The organism is Flavobacterium johnsoniae (assembly GCF_030388325.1).
In the GTDB taxonomy this organism is placed as follows: domain Bacteria; phylum Bacteroidota; class Bacteroidia; order Flavobacteriales; family Flavobacteriaceae; genus Flavobacterium; species Flavobacterium johnsoniae_C.
In genome coordinates this window covers 4,337,619-4,357,653 of record NZ_CP103794.1, presented here as the reverse complement: position 1 = coordinate 4,357,653, position 20,035 = coordinate 4,337,619, and the positions used below count along the sequence as shown (strand labels likewise).

General features: G+C 34.8%; 10 protein-coding genes. All 10 read left to right on the top strand.

Going from position 1 to position 20,035, the window contains the following annotated elements:
- Window positions 1-230 precede the first annotated feature (230 nt).
- The 10 genes from NYQ10_RS18495 (at window position 231) to NYQ10_RS18450 (ending at window position 20,026) form a co-directional block, all read left to right on the top strand.
- Window positions 231-3,335 (top strand): SusC/RagA family TonB-linked outer membrane protein, encoded by a 3,105-nt coding sequence (locus tag NYQ10_RS18495; protein WP_289877700.1) that lies wholly within the window; start codon window positions 231-233, stop codon window positions 3,333-3,335.
- An 11-nt stretch (window positions 3,336-3,346) separates the two neighbouring features.
- Window positions 3,347-4,972 carry a RagB/SusD family nutrient uptake outer membrane protein gene (locus NYQ10_RS18490; RefSeq protein WP_289877699.1) on the top strand — a complete coding sequence of 542 codons (1,626 nt, stop codon included), beginning with the start codon at window positions 3,347-3,349 and terminating at the stop codon, window positions 4,970-4,972.
- Window positions 4,973-4,999: 27 nt separating this feature from the next.
- Window positions 5,000-6,127: a SusE domain-containing protein gene (locus tag NYQ10_RS18485; RefSeq protein WP_289877698.1), complete on the top strand. Its 1,128-nt coding sequence runs from the start codon at window positions 5,000-5,002 to the stop codon at window positions 6,125-6,127.
- Between the two features lie 61 nt (window positions 6,128-6,188).
- Window positions 6,189-7,373 carry a glycoside hydrolase family 76 protein gene (locus tag NYQ10_RS18480; protein ID WP_289877697.1) on the top strand — a complete coding sequence of 395 codons (1,185 nt, stop codon included), beginning with the start codon at window positions 6,189-6,191 and terminating at the stop codon, window positions 7,371-7,373.
- A gap of 100 nt (window positions 7,374-7,473) precedes the next feature.
- The gene (locus NYQ10_RS18475; protein ID WP_289877696.1) at window positions 7,474-9,282 is read left to right on the top strand and encodes a glycoside hydrolase family 2 protein; all 1,809 of its coding nucleotides are present in this window, start codon (window positions 7,474-7,476) and stop codon (window positions 9,280-9,282) included.
- 7 nt (window positions 9,283-9,289) lie between these two features.
- Window positions 9,290-11,581 carry a GH92 family glycosyl hydrolase gene (locus NYQ10_RS18470; RefSeq protein ID WP_289877695.1) on the top strand — a complete coding sequence of 764 codons (2,292 nt, stop codon included), beginning with the start codon at window positions 9,290-9,292 and terminating at the stop codon, window positions 11,579-11,581.
- Between the two features lie 48 nt (window positions 11,582-11,629).
- Complete coding sequence (locus NYQ10_RS18465) at window positions 11,630-13,063, top strand: glycoside hydrolase family 125 protein (RefSeq protein WP_289877694.1); 1,434 nt, start codon at window positions 11,630-11,632, stop codon at window positions 13,061-13,063.
- A gap of 29 nt (window positions 13,064-13,092) precedes the next feature.
- The gene (locus tag NYQ10_RS18460; RefSeq protein WP_289877693.1) at window positions 13,093-15,270 is read left to right on the top strand and encodes a GH92 family glycosyl hydrolase; all 2,178 of its coding nucleotides are present in this window, start codon (window positions 13,093-13,095) and stop codon (window positions 15,268-15,270) included.
- 61 nt (window positions 15,271-15,331) lie between these two features.
- On the top strand, window positions 15,332-17,293 hold the full coding sequence (locus NYQ10_RS18455; protein ID WP_289877692.1) for a glycoside hydrolase family 97 protein: 1,962 nt from the start codon (window positions 15,332-15,334) through the stop codon (window positions 17,291-17,293).
- Between the two features lie 33 nt (window positions 17,294-17,326).
- The gene (locus NYQ10_RS18450; protein WP_289877691.1) at window positions 17,327-20,026 is read left to right on the top strand and encodes a glycoside hydrolase family 78 protein; all 2,700 of its coding nucleotides are present in this window, start codon (window positions 17,327-17,329) and stop codon (window positions 20,024-20,026) included.
- The last annotated feature ends 9 nt before the right edge of the window (window positions 20,027-20,035 follow it).

Below are 20,035 nucleotides of genomic sequence, written 5' to 3'. Positions count from 1 at the left end.
ATTATATTTAGTAAAAAAAATTTTTTTTTACTAAAACGTTTTAGTATGTTTGCTATGAGTTAATAAGTTATTATAGCCGCTTTAGTTTTTTAACGATTAAAAATTGCCGGAACTTTTAATCAATCTAAAAACTTTATTTGCTGTTTTACTACTTCAGCAGGTTCCTCTCCAAACCTTCTTTTGTTTTTATTATTAATTCATTTATTGCTAACTAACCAAAATATTTCATGATGAAACATTCGAATTGCAGAATGAAAAAAATGCTCCGTGTGCATTTTTTTCTCACAATTGCTTTGCTTTGCTGCGGGTATAACCATCTTGCCGCGCAGAACCAAAAAACTCAGGTTTCCGGGGTTATAACTTCTCTTTCAGACAACCTGTCTCTCCCAGGTGCAACTGTGATGGATGTTAGTGATCCTAGAAATGCGGTTAACGCAGATTTTGACGGACACTACACAATTTCATTACAAAATGGTAGTACAACTTTAAGATTCACTATGATTGGTTACAAACCAGTTGATATTAAAGTGAATAATAAAAGTGTTATTAATGTGGCCATGGACTTAGATGTATCAGCTTTAGATGAAGTTGTCGTTGTAGGTTATGGTACGCAGAAAAAAAAGAAAGTCGTAGGAGCGATAGATCAAGTTAATAATGATGCTTTTAACGGTAGACCAAATGTAAATACTACTTTGGCTTTGCAAGGAAAAGCGCCTAGTTTAACTATTCAGCAGACAAACTCTGAGCCTGGTGCCGGACTGAATCTTAATATAAGAGGTATCAGTACATTAGGAAATAATAGTCCGTTAATCGTAATTGACGGAATAGTTGGGGGAGATATTAATGCTTTAAATCCAGCAGACATAGAAAGTGTTTCGGTTTTAAAAGATGCTGGTAGTGCTGCCATCTACGGATCTAGAGCAAGTAACGGAGTTGTGCTTATTACAACTAGAAAAGGTAGTAAAGGAAACCCGATGACTATTCAATATAGCAGTTTGGCAGGTTACAATACGCCTAAATTCTTTACGCGTCCTGTTCACGGTTACGAAAATGCAATGTTAAGAAATGAAGCTGCTTACAACTCTGGCGAATCTACAGCAGTTTTTACAGCAGCAAAAATTGCAGAACTTAAAGCAAAAGGAGATACAGAATGGTTTGCAGAAGAAATTGTAAAACCTGCATTGCAATTAAATCAGAATCTTTCGATTTCGGGAGGGAGTGAAAATTCTACGTATTTAGTTTCTTTAGGATATTTGGATCAAGAAAGTAATTTTGTTGGACCAAAGAAAGGAATGGAGCGCTACAATTTCAGAATTAACCTTACTAATGAATATGGTAAATTCAAATTGACGTCTACATTAGCTTATTCTAAACAAAAAATTACAGATCATTCTTCTAGCACAAGTACTTTAATGGTAGACGCATTCAGAGTTCCATTATATTATACTCAAAAAGATGAAGAGGGTAATTTCTTAACTAACGATGTTTTACAGCAATTTAACTCGTTAGGAATTTTAGAAAAAGGTGGTTTTAGAAAATATGATAATGATGATATTTTCGGAGCTTTTAATGCAGAATATAAATTAACAAGCGACTTTAAAGTTAAAGGTGTTTTTGGAGGACGTTTATGGTCTGGAAACATGTATGCGAGAACAATGCAAGTTAATTTCTTGCCGCAAGGAATTTATGGAGCAGATCGCGATACAAACGAAGAAAACCAAAAAAGTCTTGATTTGAATACGCAGTTCATGTTAGAATACACTAAATCTTTCGGAAATCATAATGTAAGTGCTTTAGTGGGTGTTTCTAACGAAAGCCGTTCAGAAAGAAGATCAGCTTTATATACAAAATTTAATGATCCAGATTTAGGAACTCCAACAAGTGAAACTGTTATTGGAAAAAACTCTTACACTTCTAACGGAACTGATCCTAACGGTAATCCAGCTTCTTCAACAAGCAGTTTAAATTCGCTTTTTGGTCGTGCAGGATATGATTATAAAGATAAATATTTCGCCGAATTCAGTTTTAGATATGATGGTTCTTCTAAATTTAGAGACGATGTAAGATGGGGATTCTTTCCATCTGTAACTGTGGGTTACGGACTTACAAAAGAGGATTTTATGGAAAGCTACAGAGATAATGTAGGGAATATTAAATTAAGATCTTCTTACGGAATTCTTGGAAACCAAAACGTTGGAAATTATCAATACCAAACGACTTATTTTACTTTCCAAAACGCTTACGGATTTAATAATAACGTACAAAGCGGAACAGGTTACAACTTTGCAAACCCAGATATTCAATGGGAAAAAGCTGCAACTTTCAACGTAGGTTTAGATGCCGATTTCTTTAAAGGAGCTTTGAGTTTCTCATTTGATTTCTTTGATAAAGTAACTTCAGACATTTTGGTTCCGCCTCAAGTTCCAGGAGTTTACGGAACAGATCTTCCTGATTTTAACTCTGGTAAAGTTGGAAATAGAGGTTGGGAAATAAGCGCAACTTACCGTCATAAAGGTAAAGCTGTAAACCAAAGTTTAACCGTAAATTTTGGAGATTCGAAAAATAAAGTACTTGAATTTAACGGACAAGAAAGATTAACTGGAGTTGAAGAATTGCAAGTTATACTTCGTGAAGGACTTCCTTTTAACTCTTATGTTGGTTTAAAAAGAGACGGTTATTTCCAAAGTGTTGAAGAAATTCAAGGAGCTGCAGTTCCAGAAGGAATTACAGTTCAGCCAGGTGACAACAGATATGTTGATGTGAACAAAGATGGAAAAATTGATGATAATGATAAATTCGTTTTCGGAAATCCATTTCCTAGATACACTTTCGGAGCAACTTACAATGTAGATTACAAAAATTTCGATTTAAGCATTTTCATTCAAGGAGTTGGAAAAAGAACCATGATGATTAGAGGAGAATTGGTAGAACCTTTTCACTACAATTATGGTATGACAATGTATACGCACCAATTGGATTATTGGACACCTCAAAATCCAGATGCGAGATATCCTCGTCTAGCTAACAACGGAACACAATCGAATACAAATAACTTTAGAAGAGGTTCAGATATGTATTTGTATGATGGTGCTTATGCAAGACTTAAAAACGTACAGTTTGGTTACTCATTATCAGATGATGTTGCTAAAAAGTTAGGTATGAGTAAATTCCGTGTGTATGTTTCAGGACAAAACTTGTTGACATTATCTAAAGTTAAGTTTGTTGATCCAGAGCTTTCTGAGTTCAATAATAGTATGTCAACGAATGGAGCAAACAGCGGTAGAGCTTATCCATCGCAGGTATATTACGGAATGGGTATTGATGTTAGCTTTTAAAAAGAAATAAAATGAAAAATATACTTAAACAAATAAAATTCATACCAGTAGTAGCATTTTTACTATTGGCAAGTTGTGAAGACCTTGACCAAGTACCTGAAAACCAATTTACAGATACAACCTATTGGACAAGTGTTGATAAAGCGCAGACTTTTCTAAATACGGCTTATTCGCAAATGCAAAACAGTCAGTATTTCTTTTATAATGAAGCACTTTCAGATAATGCTTATAACGGTAGAGGAGACAACGCCGGTGCAGCTTCAATCGGCGCTGGATTGTATGATCCGTCATTGGGAAGAATTAAAGACGAATGGAAAAATCGTTATGCAGGTATAAAAACGTGTAATTTGATTTTAGAAAATATCGATCGCGTACCAAATGCAGATGCAACAATTATTGCAAGAATGAAAGCTGAAACACGTTTCTTGAGAGCATTTCAGCATTTTCAATTAACGACTTGGTTTGGAGATATTCCGCTTCTTAAAAAAGATCCTTCTTTAGAAGAATCAACAACTTTAAGCAGAACTTCTCATGCAGAAGTAATTCAATTTATCTTAAGCGAATTGGATGCAATTATTCCAGCTTTACAAAAAAATAACCAGCAAGCTGAGGCTGATAGAGGCAAAATTACAGTTGGAGCTGCCGTTGCATTAAAAGCAAGAGTACTTTTATATGAAGGAGATTGGGCTGGAGTTGCACAAGTTACAGAGCAATTTATCGCAAATAATTACGGTCAGTACAGTCTTTTCCCTTCTTACGAAGGCTTATTTCTTCCGCAAAATGAATACAATAGCGAAGATATCTTGAGCTTGCAATATGTTCCTCAATTTAGAATGTGGGGCGAATTTTTTGATATGGCGCCACTTTCAGCTGGAGCGAGATTAAATGCTTTGGCTCCAACTCAAGAATTAGTAGATAGCTATTTAATGTTGAATGGAAAAAAAATCAACGAAGCTGGTTCTGGTTATAATGAAAATAATCCGTATATAAACAGAGATCCAAGATTAACTGGTACAGTGGTTTACGATCAGTATGTTTGGAAAGAAGCAGACGGATCTTCACGTACAATTTACATTAAACCAGGCTCTTCAGTTGGAAATGCTACAGACGAATTTGTTCAAGGTTCATCGGCAACTCCAACAGGATATTACACACGCAAATATTACGATCCACAGCATTTAACTTCTTTAAATTCAGGTTTAAATTTAATGTTGTTTCGTTATGCAGATATTTTGTTGATGTATGCAGAAGCTAAAAATGAATTAAACCAAATGACAAGTTCAGTTTGGGATCAGACAATCCGAGCAATTAGAGTTCGTGCAGGTTTTACAGATGGAGCTGCTCTAGGATTTAATAGCGCTTTAGGACAAGCTGGACTTAGAGAAGTAATTAGAAATGAGCGTCGTACAGAATTTGGAATGGAAGGTTTAAGAATCTTCGATATTAGAAGATGGAAAATTGCTGAAAATGTTTTAAACGGTTATGCACACGGAGCAAAATTCGGAGTGTCTTCTGTAGACAACGGTTATTTAAGAGTCAACTTAAGAACTTTTGATCCAGGAAAACATTATCTATGGCCAATACCAAGAGATGAGCGTTTGATTAACAGTAATCTATCTCAAAATCCAAATTGGTAAAAACTAACTAACCTAATAAATAAAATCATGAAAAATATATATTCAAAATTATTATTACTAGTATGCGCCATCTTCTTGGTGGGTTGCGACAATGACGATTCAATGAGTCATACTAATGTGAGTACGGTAAATGCACTTTACGCACCAGCAGATAACAAATTTTTTGATCTAGGAGCACAAAGTTCTGCTCTTTTTGAATGGGAAGGAGCTAAAGCTGAGGATAACGGTGTTGTACTTTATGATGTTGTTTTTGATAAGGAAAGCGGCGATTTTTCTAAACCAATTTATACGATTCCTTCAGATGGAAATGGTTTCCAAAAAACGTTGAATCTTTCTTTTACCGAGCTGAACAAAATTGCAGCTTTAGCAGGAATTCAATCAGAATCTATCGGAAAATTAAAATGGACTGTTTATTCTTCAAAAGGAATCAATGTTCAAAAATCTAAAGTTTCGGGAATTTTTGAAGTGCAAAGACCAGGCGGTTTCCCAACTCCAGATCAATTATTTATAACTGGTACAGGTTCTGAAAATGGAGAAACAGTTGCAGATGCTCAAGCGTTTAAAAAAGTAGGCGCAACTTCATTTGAAATTTATACAAAACTTAAAGCAGGAACTTACAAATTCATCTCTAGAAAAAATGGTACTCCAGAAGTTTTCTACATCGAAGATGGTAAATTAAAACAAGACGGAGCAACAACTTTTGCTGGAGAAAGCAAAGTGTACAAAATTAGAGTAGATTTTAGTGATGGTTCTACAAAAATGACAGAAATCAAAAAAATCGAATTATGGTTCCCGCCACTTAGCCAATATTTATTTGAATACACTTATGCAGGTGGAGGTATCTGGAAAGCAGCAAATAAAGCAATCAGCTTTAAACAAGAATCTTGGGGTAGAGACGAGCGTTACAAATTTAAATTTACAGTTGTAAATGGAGCAACTACATCTGAAGAATGGTACGGAAGTATCAACGGAGACAACAGCAGACCTGATGGAGCAAACGTTGCCGCTTCTTACTGGTACATGGTTCCTGTAACAAGCGATTTCTGGAACAACTGTTTCAAATTTGCTTCTGCAGTAGACAACAAAAATGTAAATGCTGAAATCAATTTTAGTGCAACTGCACCGGCTTACACACACAGTTTTACAGTATTATAAAATAACCCAAAACGTCTCTTGAAAGATGTTTTTGAGAGACGTTTTATTAAATGAATATATTATGAAAAAATTATTTTCAATGCGTTTTAGTATCGTAATGCTAAGCGTGATAGGATTGGGGTTATTGACTGTTTCTTGCGATGATGATCCGATTCCGTTACGTGATCCAAACAGTACAGGCGGAGCTGAATTTAAATATACTTGGGCACAAACTGCCGATTCTTTGCAAACAGCAACTTACAATACTTATTTAGGTTCTAATGGAACTTTTATAGAAAACAATACAGGAAAAAGCACTTTTAATTATTGGCCAAATGCACACGTTTTGGATGTTTTGGTAGATGGTTTTTTAAGAACTGGAAATGAGAATTACAAAACAAGAATGAAAGCTTTGGTACAAGGAATCAAGGTTAAAAACGGAAATAATACTTATAATAATGTTTTTAATGATGATATGCTTTGGTTGGCAAATTCTTGCCTTCGTGCTTATGACGCAACAAAAGATCAAGAATATAAAGATGTTGCCGATTATTTATGGGGAAGAATAAAATTAAGCTGGAGTGATGTTTTTGGTGGAGGAATTACTTGGAAACAAGATACGCCAAGACAGAAGAATGCCGTTTCAAACGGTCCAGCGGTAATTCTTGCCATGAGATTATATGAAATCGATAAAAAAGCCGATGATTTAGATTGGGCAAAAAAAATCTATGCATGGCAAAAAGCTAATCTTGTAGATCCGGTTACTGGAACTGTTTGGGATAATATATCAGAAGTAAACGGAGTAATTACAACCAACAAAGACTGGGTTTTTACCTATAACATGGGAACATGGATTGGAGCAGGTTTAAGATTGTACAAAGCAACAAATGACCAAGTATATCTTGACGATGCTGTAAAATGCGGAAGAACAGTTTTGGTGAGTCCAAAATTGCTTTCAGAAGGTCTTTTAAGAGATGAAGGACAAGGAGATGGCGGATTATTTAAAGGTATCTTAGTGCGTTATTTCGTAGAACTTACAGAGCATCCAACAATCAATTCTACAGATAAAGAAAAATTTGCAGCTTTCATGAAATTTAATGCTCAGACATTTTACAAAAAAGGAATTTTAAGACCTTCAATGTTATCAGGTAGCAATTGGAAAGTAGCACCTGCAGCAGGAGCAAACACAGATCTTACAACCCAATTGAGCGGGGTTATGTTAATAGAAGCAGCAGCCAAGCTGGATAAAGATGGTTATTTTAATTAATTAGTTTAAGTAGTATTTGTTAGTAATTTTTGTAACACCTGAAGGTTATAAAAAGCCTTCAGGTTTTATACTATTCTATTTAACCTCAAGAAACATCATAATGAAGAATAAAATCACCATAATACTTTTTCTCTTTTTTGGATTAAACTGCATCGCGCAATGGAAACCGCAGGGAGATAAAATCAAAACAAAATGGGCAGAACAAGTAGATCCTAAAAATACACTTCCAGAATATCCAAGACCAATAATGGAAAGAAGTCAATGGAAAAACCTGAACGGTTTATGGAACTACGCAATACAACCCGCGGGACAAACTGCGCCAAAAGGATATGACGGAAAAATTCTCGTTCCTTTTGCTGTAGAATCAAGCCTTTCGGGTGTAATGAAAACGGTTGGCTCAGAAAATGAACTTTGGTACGAAACAAATTTTACAGTCGATAATTCATGGAAAAATAAAGATATTTTACTGCATTTTGGTGCCGTAGATTGGAAAACTGAAGTTTATATTAATGATATAAAAATCGGAACGCATACTGGCGGTTTTGTTCCTTTTAGTTTTAATATCACGCCTTATTTAAATGGAAAATCTCAAAAATTAGTTGTAAAAGTTTGGGACCCAACAAATGACGGAACACAGCCAAGAGGAAAACAAGTTAAAAATCCAGAAAGTATCTGGTACACACCTGTTACAGGTATCTGGCAAACAGTTTGGTTAGAACCTGTTAGCAAAAAACATTTCATAAATTTAAGAACAACACCAGATATTGATCGCAACACGATAAACATAAAAGCAGAGGCAGAAGGCGCAAACGCTGGCGATATTGTCGAAATTACCGTTTTAGATGGTAATCAAACAATTGCATCAGAAAAAGCTGTTGCAGGACAATCATTGGATATTGTTTTAAAAAACCCGAAATTGTGGTCGCCAGATTCCCCTTTTTTATATGATGTAAAAATAAAATTGCTTACTGGAGGAAAAGTAGCAGACGAAGTAAAAAGTTATTTCGCAATGCGTAAAATTTCTTCAAAAAGAGATCAAAATGGTATTGTGAGAATTCAATTAAACAATAAAAATTGTTTTCAGTTTGGTCCTTTAGATCAAGGCTGGTGGCCTGACGGATTGTATACAGCTCCAACCGACGAAGCTTTAAAATACGATTTGGTTAGAACAAAAGAATTAGGTTTCAACATGATTCGCAAACACGTAAAAGTAGAACCAGCAAGATGGTATACACATTGCGATAAAATGGGAATTTTGGTTTGGCAAGATATGCCGAGTGGCGATGAAGGTCCGATTTGGCAAATGCATAAATATTTTGAAGGAACAGAATTGAAAAGAACAGCTCAATCTGAGGAAACCTATAAAAAAGAATGGAAAGAAATTATGGATCATTTGTATTCTTATCCGAGTATTGTGGTTTGGGTTCCGTTCAACGAAGCTTGGGGACAATTCAAAACGGTCGAAATTACAGAATGGACAAAAAATCATGATCCAAGCCGATTGGTTAATTCGTCAAGCGGAGGAAATCATTTTCAGACGGGAGATATGTTAGATATTCACCATTATCCGGGACCAGAATTAAAATTGTATGATGCCCGCAGAATTACGGTTTTAGGCGAATATGGCGGAATCGGTTTTCCTGTTACCGGGCATCTTTGGCAAGCCGATAAAAATTGGGGTTATACACAGTTTAAAAATACAGACGAAACAACGGCAAAATATAGAGAATATGCAGATCAATTAATAAAACAAGCCAAAGTTGGATTTTCGGCAGCAGTTTACACGCAAACGACAGATGTAGAAGGAGAAGTAAATGGTTTTATGACGTACGATCGAAAAGTGGATAAAATGAATTTTTCTGAAGTAAATAAAATCAACAAAGAAGTAATTAATTCGATTAATAATTAAAGTTGTGATGAATATTAAAAACTCCATTGTCTTTACGCTTTTCACTTTCACTTTTTTAAGTGCACAAAATCCGCAGGTTATAACGCCGCAACAACCTATCGATTGGGTAAATCCTTTAATTGGTTCTGATTCAGATTACGGAATTTCAAACGGAAATACCTATCCTGCAATCGCAATGCCGTGGGGAATGAATTTCTGGACGCCTCAAACAGGAAAAATGGGTGACGGTTGGGCTTACACATACAAATCAAACCGAATAAGAGGTTTTAAACAAACCCATCAGCCATCGCCTTGGATGAATGATTATGGGCAGTTTTCTATAATGCCAGTTACGGGCGAATTAAAATTTAAGGAAGAAGATAGACAAAGCTGGTTTTCGCATAAAGCAGAAACTGTTACGCCATATTATTATAGCGTTTATCTCGCAGATCACAATGTTACAACTGAAATTACGCCTACAGAAAGAGCGGCAAGATTTAGATTTACGTTTCCAGAAACTGATAAATCTTATGTCGTAATCGATGCTTTTGATAAAGGTTCGTATGTGAAAATCATTCCTTATGAAAGAAAAATTATCGGCTACACAACCAAAAATAGCGGCGGTGTTCCAGAGAATTTTAAAAACTATTTCGTCATCATTTTCGATAAAGATTTCCAAGTAAATTCTACTTTCAGCGGAGATGCTTTAGAAAATGCTTTAGAAATGAAAGCCGATCATGCAGGTGCTGTAATTGGTTTTAAAACAAAAGCTGGCGAAAAAGTAAATGCCCAAGTGGCATCTTCTTTTATCAGTTATGAACAAGCAGAATTAAACTTAAAAGAAATTGGCAATAATAATTTCGATCAGCTTAAGGAAAAAGGAAAAAACATTTGGAACAAAGAATTATCGAGAATTAAAGTAGATGGAGGAACCTCAGATCAATTTGGTACTTTTTATTCTTGTTTGTACCGTTCATTACTTTTTCCGAGAAAATTTTATGAGTACGATAAAAACAATAAAGTAGTGCATTACAGTCCGTACAACGGAAAAACTCTTTCGGGTTATATGTTTGCAGATACTGGTTTTTGGGACACTTTTAGAGCTTTATACCCTTTTTTAAATTTAATGTATCCAGAATTGAATACGCAAATGCAGGAAGGTTTATCAAATGCTTTTAACGAAAGCGGCTGGCTTCCAGAATGGTCAAGTCCAGGATTACGAGATATTATGGTCGGAAATAATTCGGCATCGATCGTTTCTGAAGCATATTTAAAAAGCGGAAAAGTAAAAAGCTACGATATAGAAAATTTATATAAAGCTTTGATTCACGGCGCTAATAATGCAGGTCCGATGAAAGCAGTGGGTCGTGCGGCAGCTAATTCTTATAATGCTTTAGGTTATGTTCCAAATGATGAAGTAAACGAAAGCGCCGCGAGAACTTTAGAATATGCTTACGACGATTTTGCGATTTATCAATTAGCGAAAGCGTTAAACAAACCAAAATCAGAAATTGATTTATATAAAAAGAGAAGTTTAAACTATAAAAACCTTTTCGATCCGAAATATAATTTGATGCGTCCAAAAAATAAAGACGGAAAATTTATGGAACCTTTTGATCCTTTTCAATGGTTTAACGGATTTACAGAAGGAAACAGCTGGCATTATTCGTGGTCTGTTTTTCACGATGTACAAGGTTTGGTTAATTTAATGGGCGGGAAAGAAACGTTTGTTTCTCAATTGGATAAAGTTTTCTCATCGCCTCCTGTTTTTGCAACTAAAGATTTTAAAGGCGGTGTAATTCACGAAATGAGAGAAATGCAAATTGCCAATATGGGACAATATGCGCACGGAAATCAGCCCATTCAGCACATGATTTATTTGTATAACTATGCAGGAGAACCTTGGAAAGCGCAATATTGGGTAAGAGAAACCATGAACAGAATGTATCACGCAACGCCAGATGGTTATTGCGGCGACGAAGATAACGGACAAACTTCTGCTTGGTATGTTTTCTCTTCTTTAGGATTTTACCCTGTAACTCCCGCTTCAGATCAATATGTTATTGGCGCGCCATTGTTTAAAAAAGTAACGCTTCAATTAGAAAATGGAAAATCAATTACAATTAATTCTACAGAAAATAGCGACCAGAATCGATACATTCAAAACATGAAATTGAATGGAAAAGTTTACACTAAAAACTGGTTAAGCCATTCTGAATTAATGAAAGGCGCAACTTTAGATTTTGATATGTCATCAGAACCAAATAAGAAAAGAGGAATTAATAAAGAAGATTTTCCATACTCTTTATCAAACGAATAAAAAAGAATAAATGGAGGTTCTTGCCTTCAAAATTTAAAATATATCATTATGCAAAGAAGAAAATTTATCCAAAACACTGTTTTATTTAGCAGTTTAGCCCTTATTGATCCTCTAGAAATAGTGGCTGGAACAAAAGCTGCTGTTAAGGATTTTCCAATTGTCAGAGTTCCCAAAAACAAAAGAAATTTTGAAAGTGAGTTTATTGAAAAAACAATTGCCGAATTTCAAAAAAATGTAAAAGATAAAGAGTTAGGATGGTTGTTTAACAACTGTTTTCCGAACACATTGGATACGACTGTAACGTATTCACAAAAAAACGGACGTCCAGACACGTATGTTATTACGGGCGATATTGATGCGATGTGGCTGCGTGACAGTTCTGCGCAAGTTTGGCCGTATATGGCTTTTGCAGGAAAAGATGAAAAATTAAAAAATCTGATTGCTGGTGTTATCAACAGACAGACAGAATATATTTTGAAAGATCCTTATGCGAATGCATTTTACAACGATCCGAACAAAAAAGGAGAATGGACAAGCGATCACACCGATATGAAACCTGGTGTTCACGAAAGAAAATATGAAATAGATTCTCTTTGCTATCCAATCAGATTAGCCTATAATTATTGGAAAAACACAAAAGACGTTTCTCCTTTTGATGAAAATTGGGTAAAAGCGATTAAAACAACTTTAAAGACTTTTAGAGATCAGCAGCAAAAAGATGGTAAAAATCCATACACTTTCCAGAGAACAACACAATTTGCTACCGACACAAGACCTTTAAAAGGTTACGGATATCCAGTAAAACCAGTTGGTTTGGTTTGTTCTGCTTTTAGACCAAGCGATGATGCAACGGTTTTTTCTTTCTTAATTCCTTCAAATTTCTTCATTGTAGCGAGTATGAATCAGGCGGCAGAAATGTTAGAAGCTATTAAAAAAGATAACGCAACGGCTAAAGAATTAAGAGCCTTAGCAGACGAAGTTTCAAAAGCAATTAAAGAACATGCCATTGTAAAACACCCAAAACACGGTGACATTTACGCATTTGAAGTAGACGGATTTGGAGGACATTTAATGATGGATGATTCTAACGTTCCAAGTTTATTGAGTTTACCATATTTGGATGCTATCGACGTTAAAGATCCAATTTATCAAAACACCAGAAAATTTGTTCTTTCAGAAGATAATCCTTTTTTCTTTAAAGGAAAAGTAGCAGAAGGAATTGGAGGCCCACACGTAGGAATGGACATGATTTGGCCAATGTCTTTAGTAATGAGAGCTTATACAACTTCAGATGCAAACGAAATTAAAGATTGTATCAGAATGCTAAAAGCCTCTCACGGAGACACCGGTTTTATGCATGAATCTTTCCACAAAGACGATGCTAAAAATTTCACGAGATCTTGGTTTGCATGGACCAATACATTATTCGGAGAGCTTTTATGGGACACTTATAAAACCAATCCTAAACTACTGGAGTTATAACTTTTAACCGATTTTAATTTTTTAAAATTATGAAATTGAGAAAGAAAATACTACTCGCGACACTAACAATGTCTATGGCGAGCCTGACAACTATTGCTCAAAAATCAGGCGGAGGCCTTTCAAAAGGAAAATATACAGCTTTGGTCAATCCGTTTATTGGAACAGCGCCTTTATTAGATACTAAAATAATTGGATATACACCTCCAAAAGATATGCGTGTTTGGGCAGGTTTGGTATTTCCGGGTTCTTCTGTACCCAACGCAATGGTGCAGCTAAGTCCGATGACGAAATACCGTTCTGGTGCAGGTTATGAATATGAAGATACCGAAATTTTAGGCTTTACGCACACCAACAAAGGACATTGGAATTTATGCCACATTCCGTTATTGCCAGTTTCAGAAGGTGCTTCATTTCCGTATAAATCTTCTTTCAGTCACAATCAAGAAAAAGCAAGTCCAGCTTATTATGAAGTGTTTTTGAAAGATTATAATGTTCAAGTAAAACTGACTTCAACCTTACGTTGCGGAATTCATGAATATACTTTCAAAAACAACAAAGGAAGAAAAGTGCTTTTTGATTTAGGAAAAGCAAATAATCGTGTAGACGATTGGCAAATCAAACAAGAAGGTTCAAATGCAGTGAGCGGTTTTCAAAGAACTGGTGGCGAGAAAATATATTTTTATGCCACTTTTAGCAGTCCAATTGATAAATTAGATACTAAAGATATCGCAAAAAGTGGCGGTTATACTTTGGTAAATATCAAAGATGGCGATAACAAACCTGTTACAGTAAAAATAGCTTTATCGTTTGTAAGTGTTGAAAATGCAACTGAAAATCTGAAAGCAGAAGTTGGTGATAAAACGCTAACAAAAATTTTCGAAGAAGGAAGTTCAGAGTGGGAAAAACTGCTTTCGAAAATTCAAGTAAAAGGCGGTACAGACGAACAACATGTAATGTTTTATAGCATGTTGTACAGATCATTTTTATGGCCAGCTTTAAGAAGCGACGTAAACGGACAATTTACAGACGAAGCTGGAAAAGTTCGCAAAAAAAATTATCGTTATTACACACTTCCTTCATTATGGGATGATTACAGAAATAAATTGGTTTTATTGAGTATTTTTTCTCCAGATGTGACTGCAGATGTAATAAGTTCTATTATTAACGAAGGAGAAATTAAAGGTTTTATTCCGACATTCTTTCACGGCGATCATGCGGCATCTTTTATCGCAGGTTCTTATATGCGCGGAATTCGAAATTATGATGTCAAAAAAGCATACGAATTATTATTAAATAACGCTTACAAAGAAGGCGGAACAAGACCTCATATCTCAGAATATATAGCAAAAGGCTATGTGCCAGAACAAGATATTAAGGATCCTAAAGTAGAAACGGTAGCAAATGCAGCAGTTACAAAAACGCTCGAATATTCTTATGACGATCACGCGCTGGCTTTGTTGGCGAAAGAATTAAACGACACAGAACATTATAATGATTTGACAAAACGTTCTAAAAATTACGCCAATGTTTTTGATAAAGAATCCACTTTTATGCGAGGAAGATTGGCAAACGGCAATTGGATTACACCTTTTAATCCTGAGTTTCCTTATTATGAATATATGTACAGAGAAGCAAATGCATGGCAACTTTCATTTTTCGTTCCGCATGATATGCCGGGATTAGTAAAATTATATGGTGGCGACAAACCGTTTGAAGCAAAATTGGATGAATTTTTTACAAAACCTTGGAATCCGAATTATATTGCTTGGAATATTTCTGGTTTTATCGGGCAATATTGTCATGGAAACCAGCCGGATCATGAAGCACCGTTTTCGTATTATTTTATCAATAAACCTGAAAAATCACAAAAAGTAATCGATGAAATTTTAGATACTATGTACGGAATCGGTCCAGAAAAACTGGCAATGAGCGGAATGGATGATGCAGGAGAAATGTCTTCGTGGTATGTTTTTGGAGCTTTAGGATTATATCCTTTATCGCCAGCAGATCCTGAATATATTGTGACAGTTCCTCTTTTTAAAGACGTTTCGTGGACAACTCCGCAAGGAAAAAAAGTAACGATAAAAAATCCTAACGGGAAAAGGAATTTAGAAGCTATTAAAGTAAACGGTTCTAAAATCAATAGTTATTTTATTTCTCACGATTTATTTAAAAATGGTGGTGAAATTCAACTGCAAACAAAATAATTTAATCTGTAAAGTAACGTCCCATTTTCGTGGGACGTTATTCATATAAAAACGATTTTACATGAAAAATATAAAAGTATTGGTTTTCCTGTTTTTGTTATTTGAAGGTTATAATGTTCATTCACAAAAAACAAATTTTGAAGTTAGTTCTCCCAATGGCGAATTGAAAGTTTCAATCCAGTTAGGAGATAAAATCTATTATGCTGTTTCGGAAGGAAATGAAACTTTAACTGAAAAAAATCATTTAGGTTTAGTTTTGAAAAATGAAAATTTAGGCTTAAATCCGAAATTAATAAACAGCAAAACAGGAAAAATTAATGAAGTGATAAAACCTGTAATTCCAGTTAAATTTTCAACCGTTTCTAATTCTTGTAATTATTTGCTTTTAAATTTTAAAGGAAATTATTCTGTTGAATTTAGAGCTTTTGACGAAGGAATTGCGTATCGATTTATTACTTCTAAAAAAGGAGAAATTGAAGTTTTAAATGAAGATTTCTCAATCAATTTTCCAACAAATTATTTCATTCACTTACAGCAAACAGGAAATTTTAAAACCTCAAGCGAAGAAGAATATTCACATATAAATTCAAGCGAATGGAATTCTTCATCTAAAATGTCTACACTTCCTATTTTAGTTGATTCTAAAAAACAATATAAAATACTCATCAGCGAATCTGATTTGTCTGATTATCCGGGAATGTTTTTAAAAGGAACTGGAAAAGGCGCAGAATCAACATTTCCTAAAACGCCTTTGGATTTCGGACCCGATGGCGACAGAAGTTTAAAGGTTTTAAAAGAAGCAGATTATATTGCCAAAACTTCTGGAACACGAAATTTTCCTTGGCGTTATTTTGTCATTACCAAAAACGACAAAGAGCTTATTCAGAATACCATGACATTAAAATTAGCTCCAAAAAGCGAAATAAAAGATACTTCATGGATTAAACCCGGACAAGCGAGTTGGGAATGGTGGAACGGCGCAACTCCTTATGGTCCAGATGTTAATTTTGTTTCAGGTTACAATCTTAATACGTACAAATATTACATTGATTTTGCATCAAAATTCGGAATCAAATATATTATTATGGATGAAGGTTGGGCAAAAAGCACAACAGATCCATATTCGCCAAATCCAGACGTAGACGTTCATGAACTTATTCGTTATGGAAAAGAAAAAAATGTCGGCATTGTTTTATGGCTGACTTGGCTTACGGTCGACAAAAACATGGAACTTTTTAAAACTTTTAAAGACTGGGGAATAGCTGGTGTAAAAATTGATTTTATGGATAGAAGCGATCAGGTAATGGTTAATTATTATGAAAAAGTTGTTAAAGAAGCGGCTAAAAATCAAATATTTGTAGATTTTCATGGCGCTTTCAAGCCTTCTGGTTTAGAATATAAATATCCGAATTTACTTTCTTACGAAGGTGTAAGAGGAATGGAACAAATGGACGGCTGTAAACCAGACAATAGTGTGTATTTTCCTTTTATGCGAAACGCCGTTGGCCCGATGGATTACACGCCAGGAGCGATGATCAGCATGCAGCCAGAAGTATACAGATCAGAACGTCCTAATTCTGCAAGTATCGGAACTCGAGCTTATCAAATGGCACTTTTTGTGGTTTTCGAAAGCGGTTTACAAATGCTTGCCGATAATCCAACCCTTTACTATCGTGAAAAAGAATGTACAGAATTCATTACTTCTGTTCCCACAACTTGGGATGAAACAGTTGCTTTAGAAGCCAAAACTGGACAATACGCAATTGTAGCCAAAAGAAAAGGTTCAAAATGGTTTATTGGAGGAATTACAAACGATGCCGAAAAAGAACGAACATTCAAACTGAATCTTAATTTTTTAAAGAATGGAAAATCCTATAAAGTGACTTCATTCGAAGACGGAATAAATGCAGGATATCAGGCTATGGATTACAGAAAAAAGAATTTCGAGATAAAATCGGGTGAAAGTATCGAAATCAAAATGGTTAGAAATGGAGGTTGGGCTGCAGTTTTAGAAGAAATTTAAAATTAAAGACAATGCTTAAAAAAAGAAAATCTAATGATTATACAGAATCAAAATAATGCAAAAATAAAGCAGCTGTTTTTACTTTTTCTGTTAATGAGTTTCAGTGGTTATGCGCAAAATCCAGTAAATCTTAAATGCGAACATTTGGTAAATCCGTTAGGAATTGATGTTCGAGAACCAAGACTTTCTTGGCAATTAGAGGGGAATAAAAAGAATAGTTGTCAAACCGCATATCAAATAGAAATTGCTACAGATTCAATTGCTTTAAGTAAAGAAAAAGCAACGGTTTGGAATACCGGAAAAGTAATTTCATCAGACATTTTAGTTTCATATAGAGGAGAATCTCTTCAATCTTTTACCACTTATTTCTGGAGAGTAAAAGTTTGGGATCAAAATGAGAAAATGCAAGTTTCAAAAATTCAACGTTTTGAAACCGCAATGTTGCAATCTAATGATTGCAAGGGAAGTTGGATTTCAGATTCTCATGATATGAATTACAAACCAGCGCCTTATTTCAGAAAAGAAATTTCTACAGCAAAAACTATAAAATCAGCTCGTGCCTATGTTACAGCAGCGGGATTGTATGAATTTTATGTGAATGGAAAAAAAGTTGGAAATCGACTGCTAGATCCAATGATTACAAAATTTGACAGCCGAAACTTATATGCAACTTTAGACATAACAACACAATTGCAAAAGGGAAAAAATGCTTTCGGAATTTTGTTAGGAAACGGCTGGTACAACCATCAATCGACGGCCGTTTGGAAGTTTGATAAAGCGATTTGGAGAAATCGTCCGCGTTGTTTGGTAAACATTAGAATTACTTATTCTGATAATACAACCGAAACGATAACAACAGATGAAACATGGAAAACAGCAGATAGTCCCGTAATTTTTAACAGCATTTACACAGGCGAACATTATGATGCGCAGAGAGAAATAATCAATTGGAATAAACCCGATTTTGATGATAATAATTGGAAACAATCAATAGTTGTAAAAGCGCCATCATCCAATTTGGTTTCGCAACAATTGCATCCTATTCGCGTAACTGCTCAATTAAAACCAACTAAAATTAATCGAGTAAATGATACTTTAACGGTTTTTACTTTTCCTAGAAATATTGCAGGAACAGTTCGTTTTTCTATAAAAAATGCAGTTGCAGGAACAATTTTCAGAATAAAACACGCAGAACGTTTGTATCCAAACGGAATGTTAGATCTTTCTAATATTGACTTGCATTATCGTCCGACTGATAATTCAGATCCTTTTCAGACGGATATTTTTATTGCAAAGGGAAATGGCGTTGAAACCTTTTCTCCAAAGTTTAATTATAAAGGTTTTCAATTTGTAGAAGTAACTTCAAGTAAGCCTTTTAGATTAGATGAAGATTCTGTTTTGGCTCTAGAAATGCATAGCGACGTTCCTGCTGTTGGAAAAATTAAAACTTCAAATCCAGTTTTTAATAAAATTTGGGAAGCCACAAACAGCAGTTATCTAGCCAATTTATTTGGTTATCCGACTGATTGTCCGCAACGTGAAAAAAACGGATGGACGGGAGATGCACAAATCAACGTCGAAACGGGTTTATATAATTTTGACGGCATTACTATTTACGAGAAATGGCTTGCAGATCATCAGGATGAGCAACAGCCAGACGGCGGAATTTCTAATATTGTTCCGAATCCTGGAGCTTTTGGATATGAATTTGCAACTGGTCCTGACTGGACAAGTTCGATTGCTATTATTCCGTGGAAAATATATGAGTTTTATGGAGATAGCAGTTTGCTCAATATAATGTATCCCAACATAAAAAAGTATGTGGATTTGATCGATCAGAAATATCCAACGGGTATTACAGATTGGGGATTAGGCGATTGGGTTCCTGTTAAAACTCAAAGTTCAAAACCGCTTACTTCTACAATGTATTATTATGCAGATGCATTGATTTTGGCTAAAACGGCCAAACTATTAGGTAAAACAAATGATGCTGAACACTATTTTAAATTAGCAGAAAAGATTAAAAAAGCATTCAATCAGCAGTTTTTTAATCCGTCAACAAACTTGTATGCGAGCGGAACACAAACCGAATTATCGGGTTCATTGTATTGGGGATTGGTTCCTGATGAATTCAAACAAAAAGTAGCCGAAAATTTATATAAAAAAGTGCAAGAAACTAATTTCCATTTAGATGTTGGTTTACTTGGAACAAAAGCTTTACTCAACGCCTTAAGCGAAAATGGTTATGCCTATGCAGCATATAAAATTGCTTCTCAAGAAGATTTTCCGTCTTGGGGTTATTGGATCAAAAACGGAGCTACAACTTTATACGAAAACTGGCCGTTGCACGTCGAGAAAAATGATGCTTCAATGAATCATATTATGTTTGGAGAAATTGGAGCGTGGATGTACAAAGGTTTGGGCGGAATTTTTCCAGATGAAAATGCACCGGGTTTTAAGCACATTATTTTAAAACCAAATTTTGTAAACGGACTCGAGTATTTTGAATCAGAACATGAATCGCCTTATGGTAAAATTGTCTCGAACTGGAAACGAAAAAGAAATAAAATAGTATACAAAGTAGTTGTGCCGCCAAACTCAAATGCTAGTTTATATTTAGAAAAAAACAGCACTTTTTCTTGTAATTCAAAAGATATAAAAATAAGTGATGAGGGATTGTATCAGGTGATTCAGCTAAAATCAGGAAAATATTCATTTAGAATTAAAAACTAAATAATCATT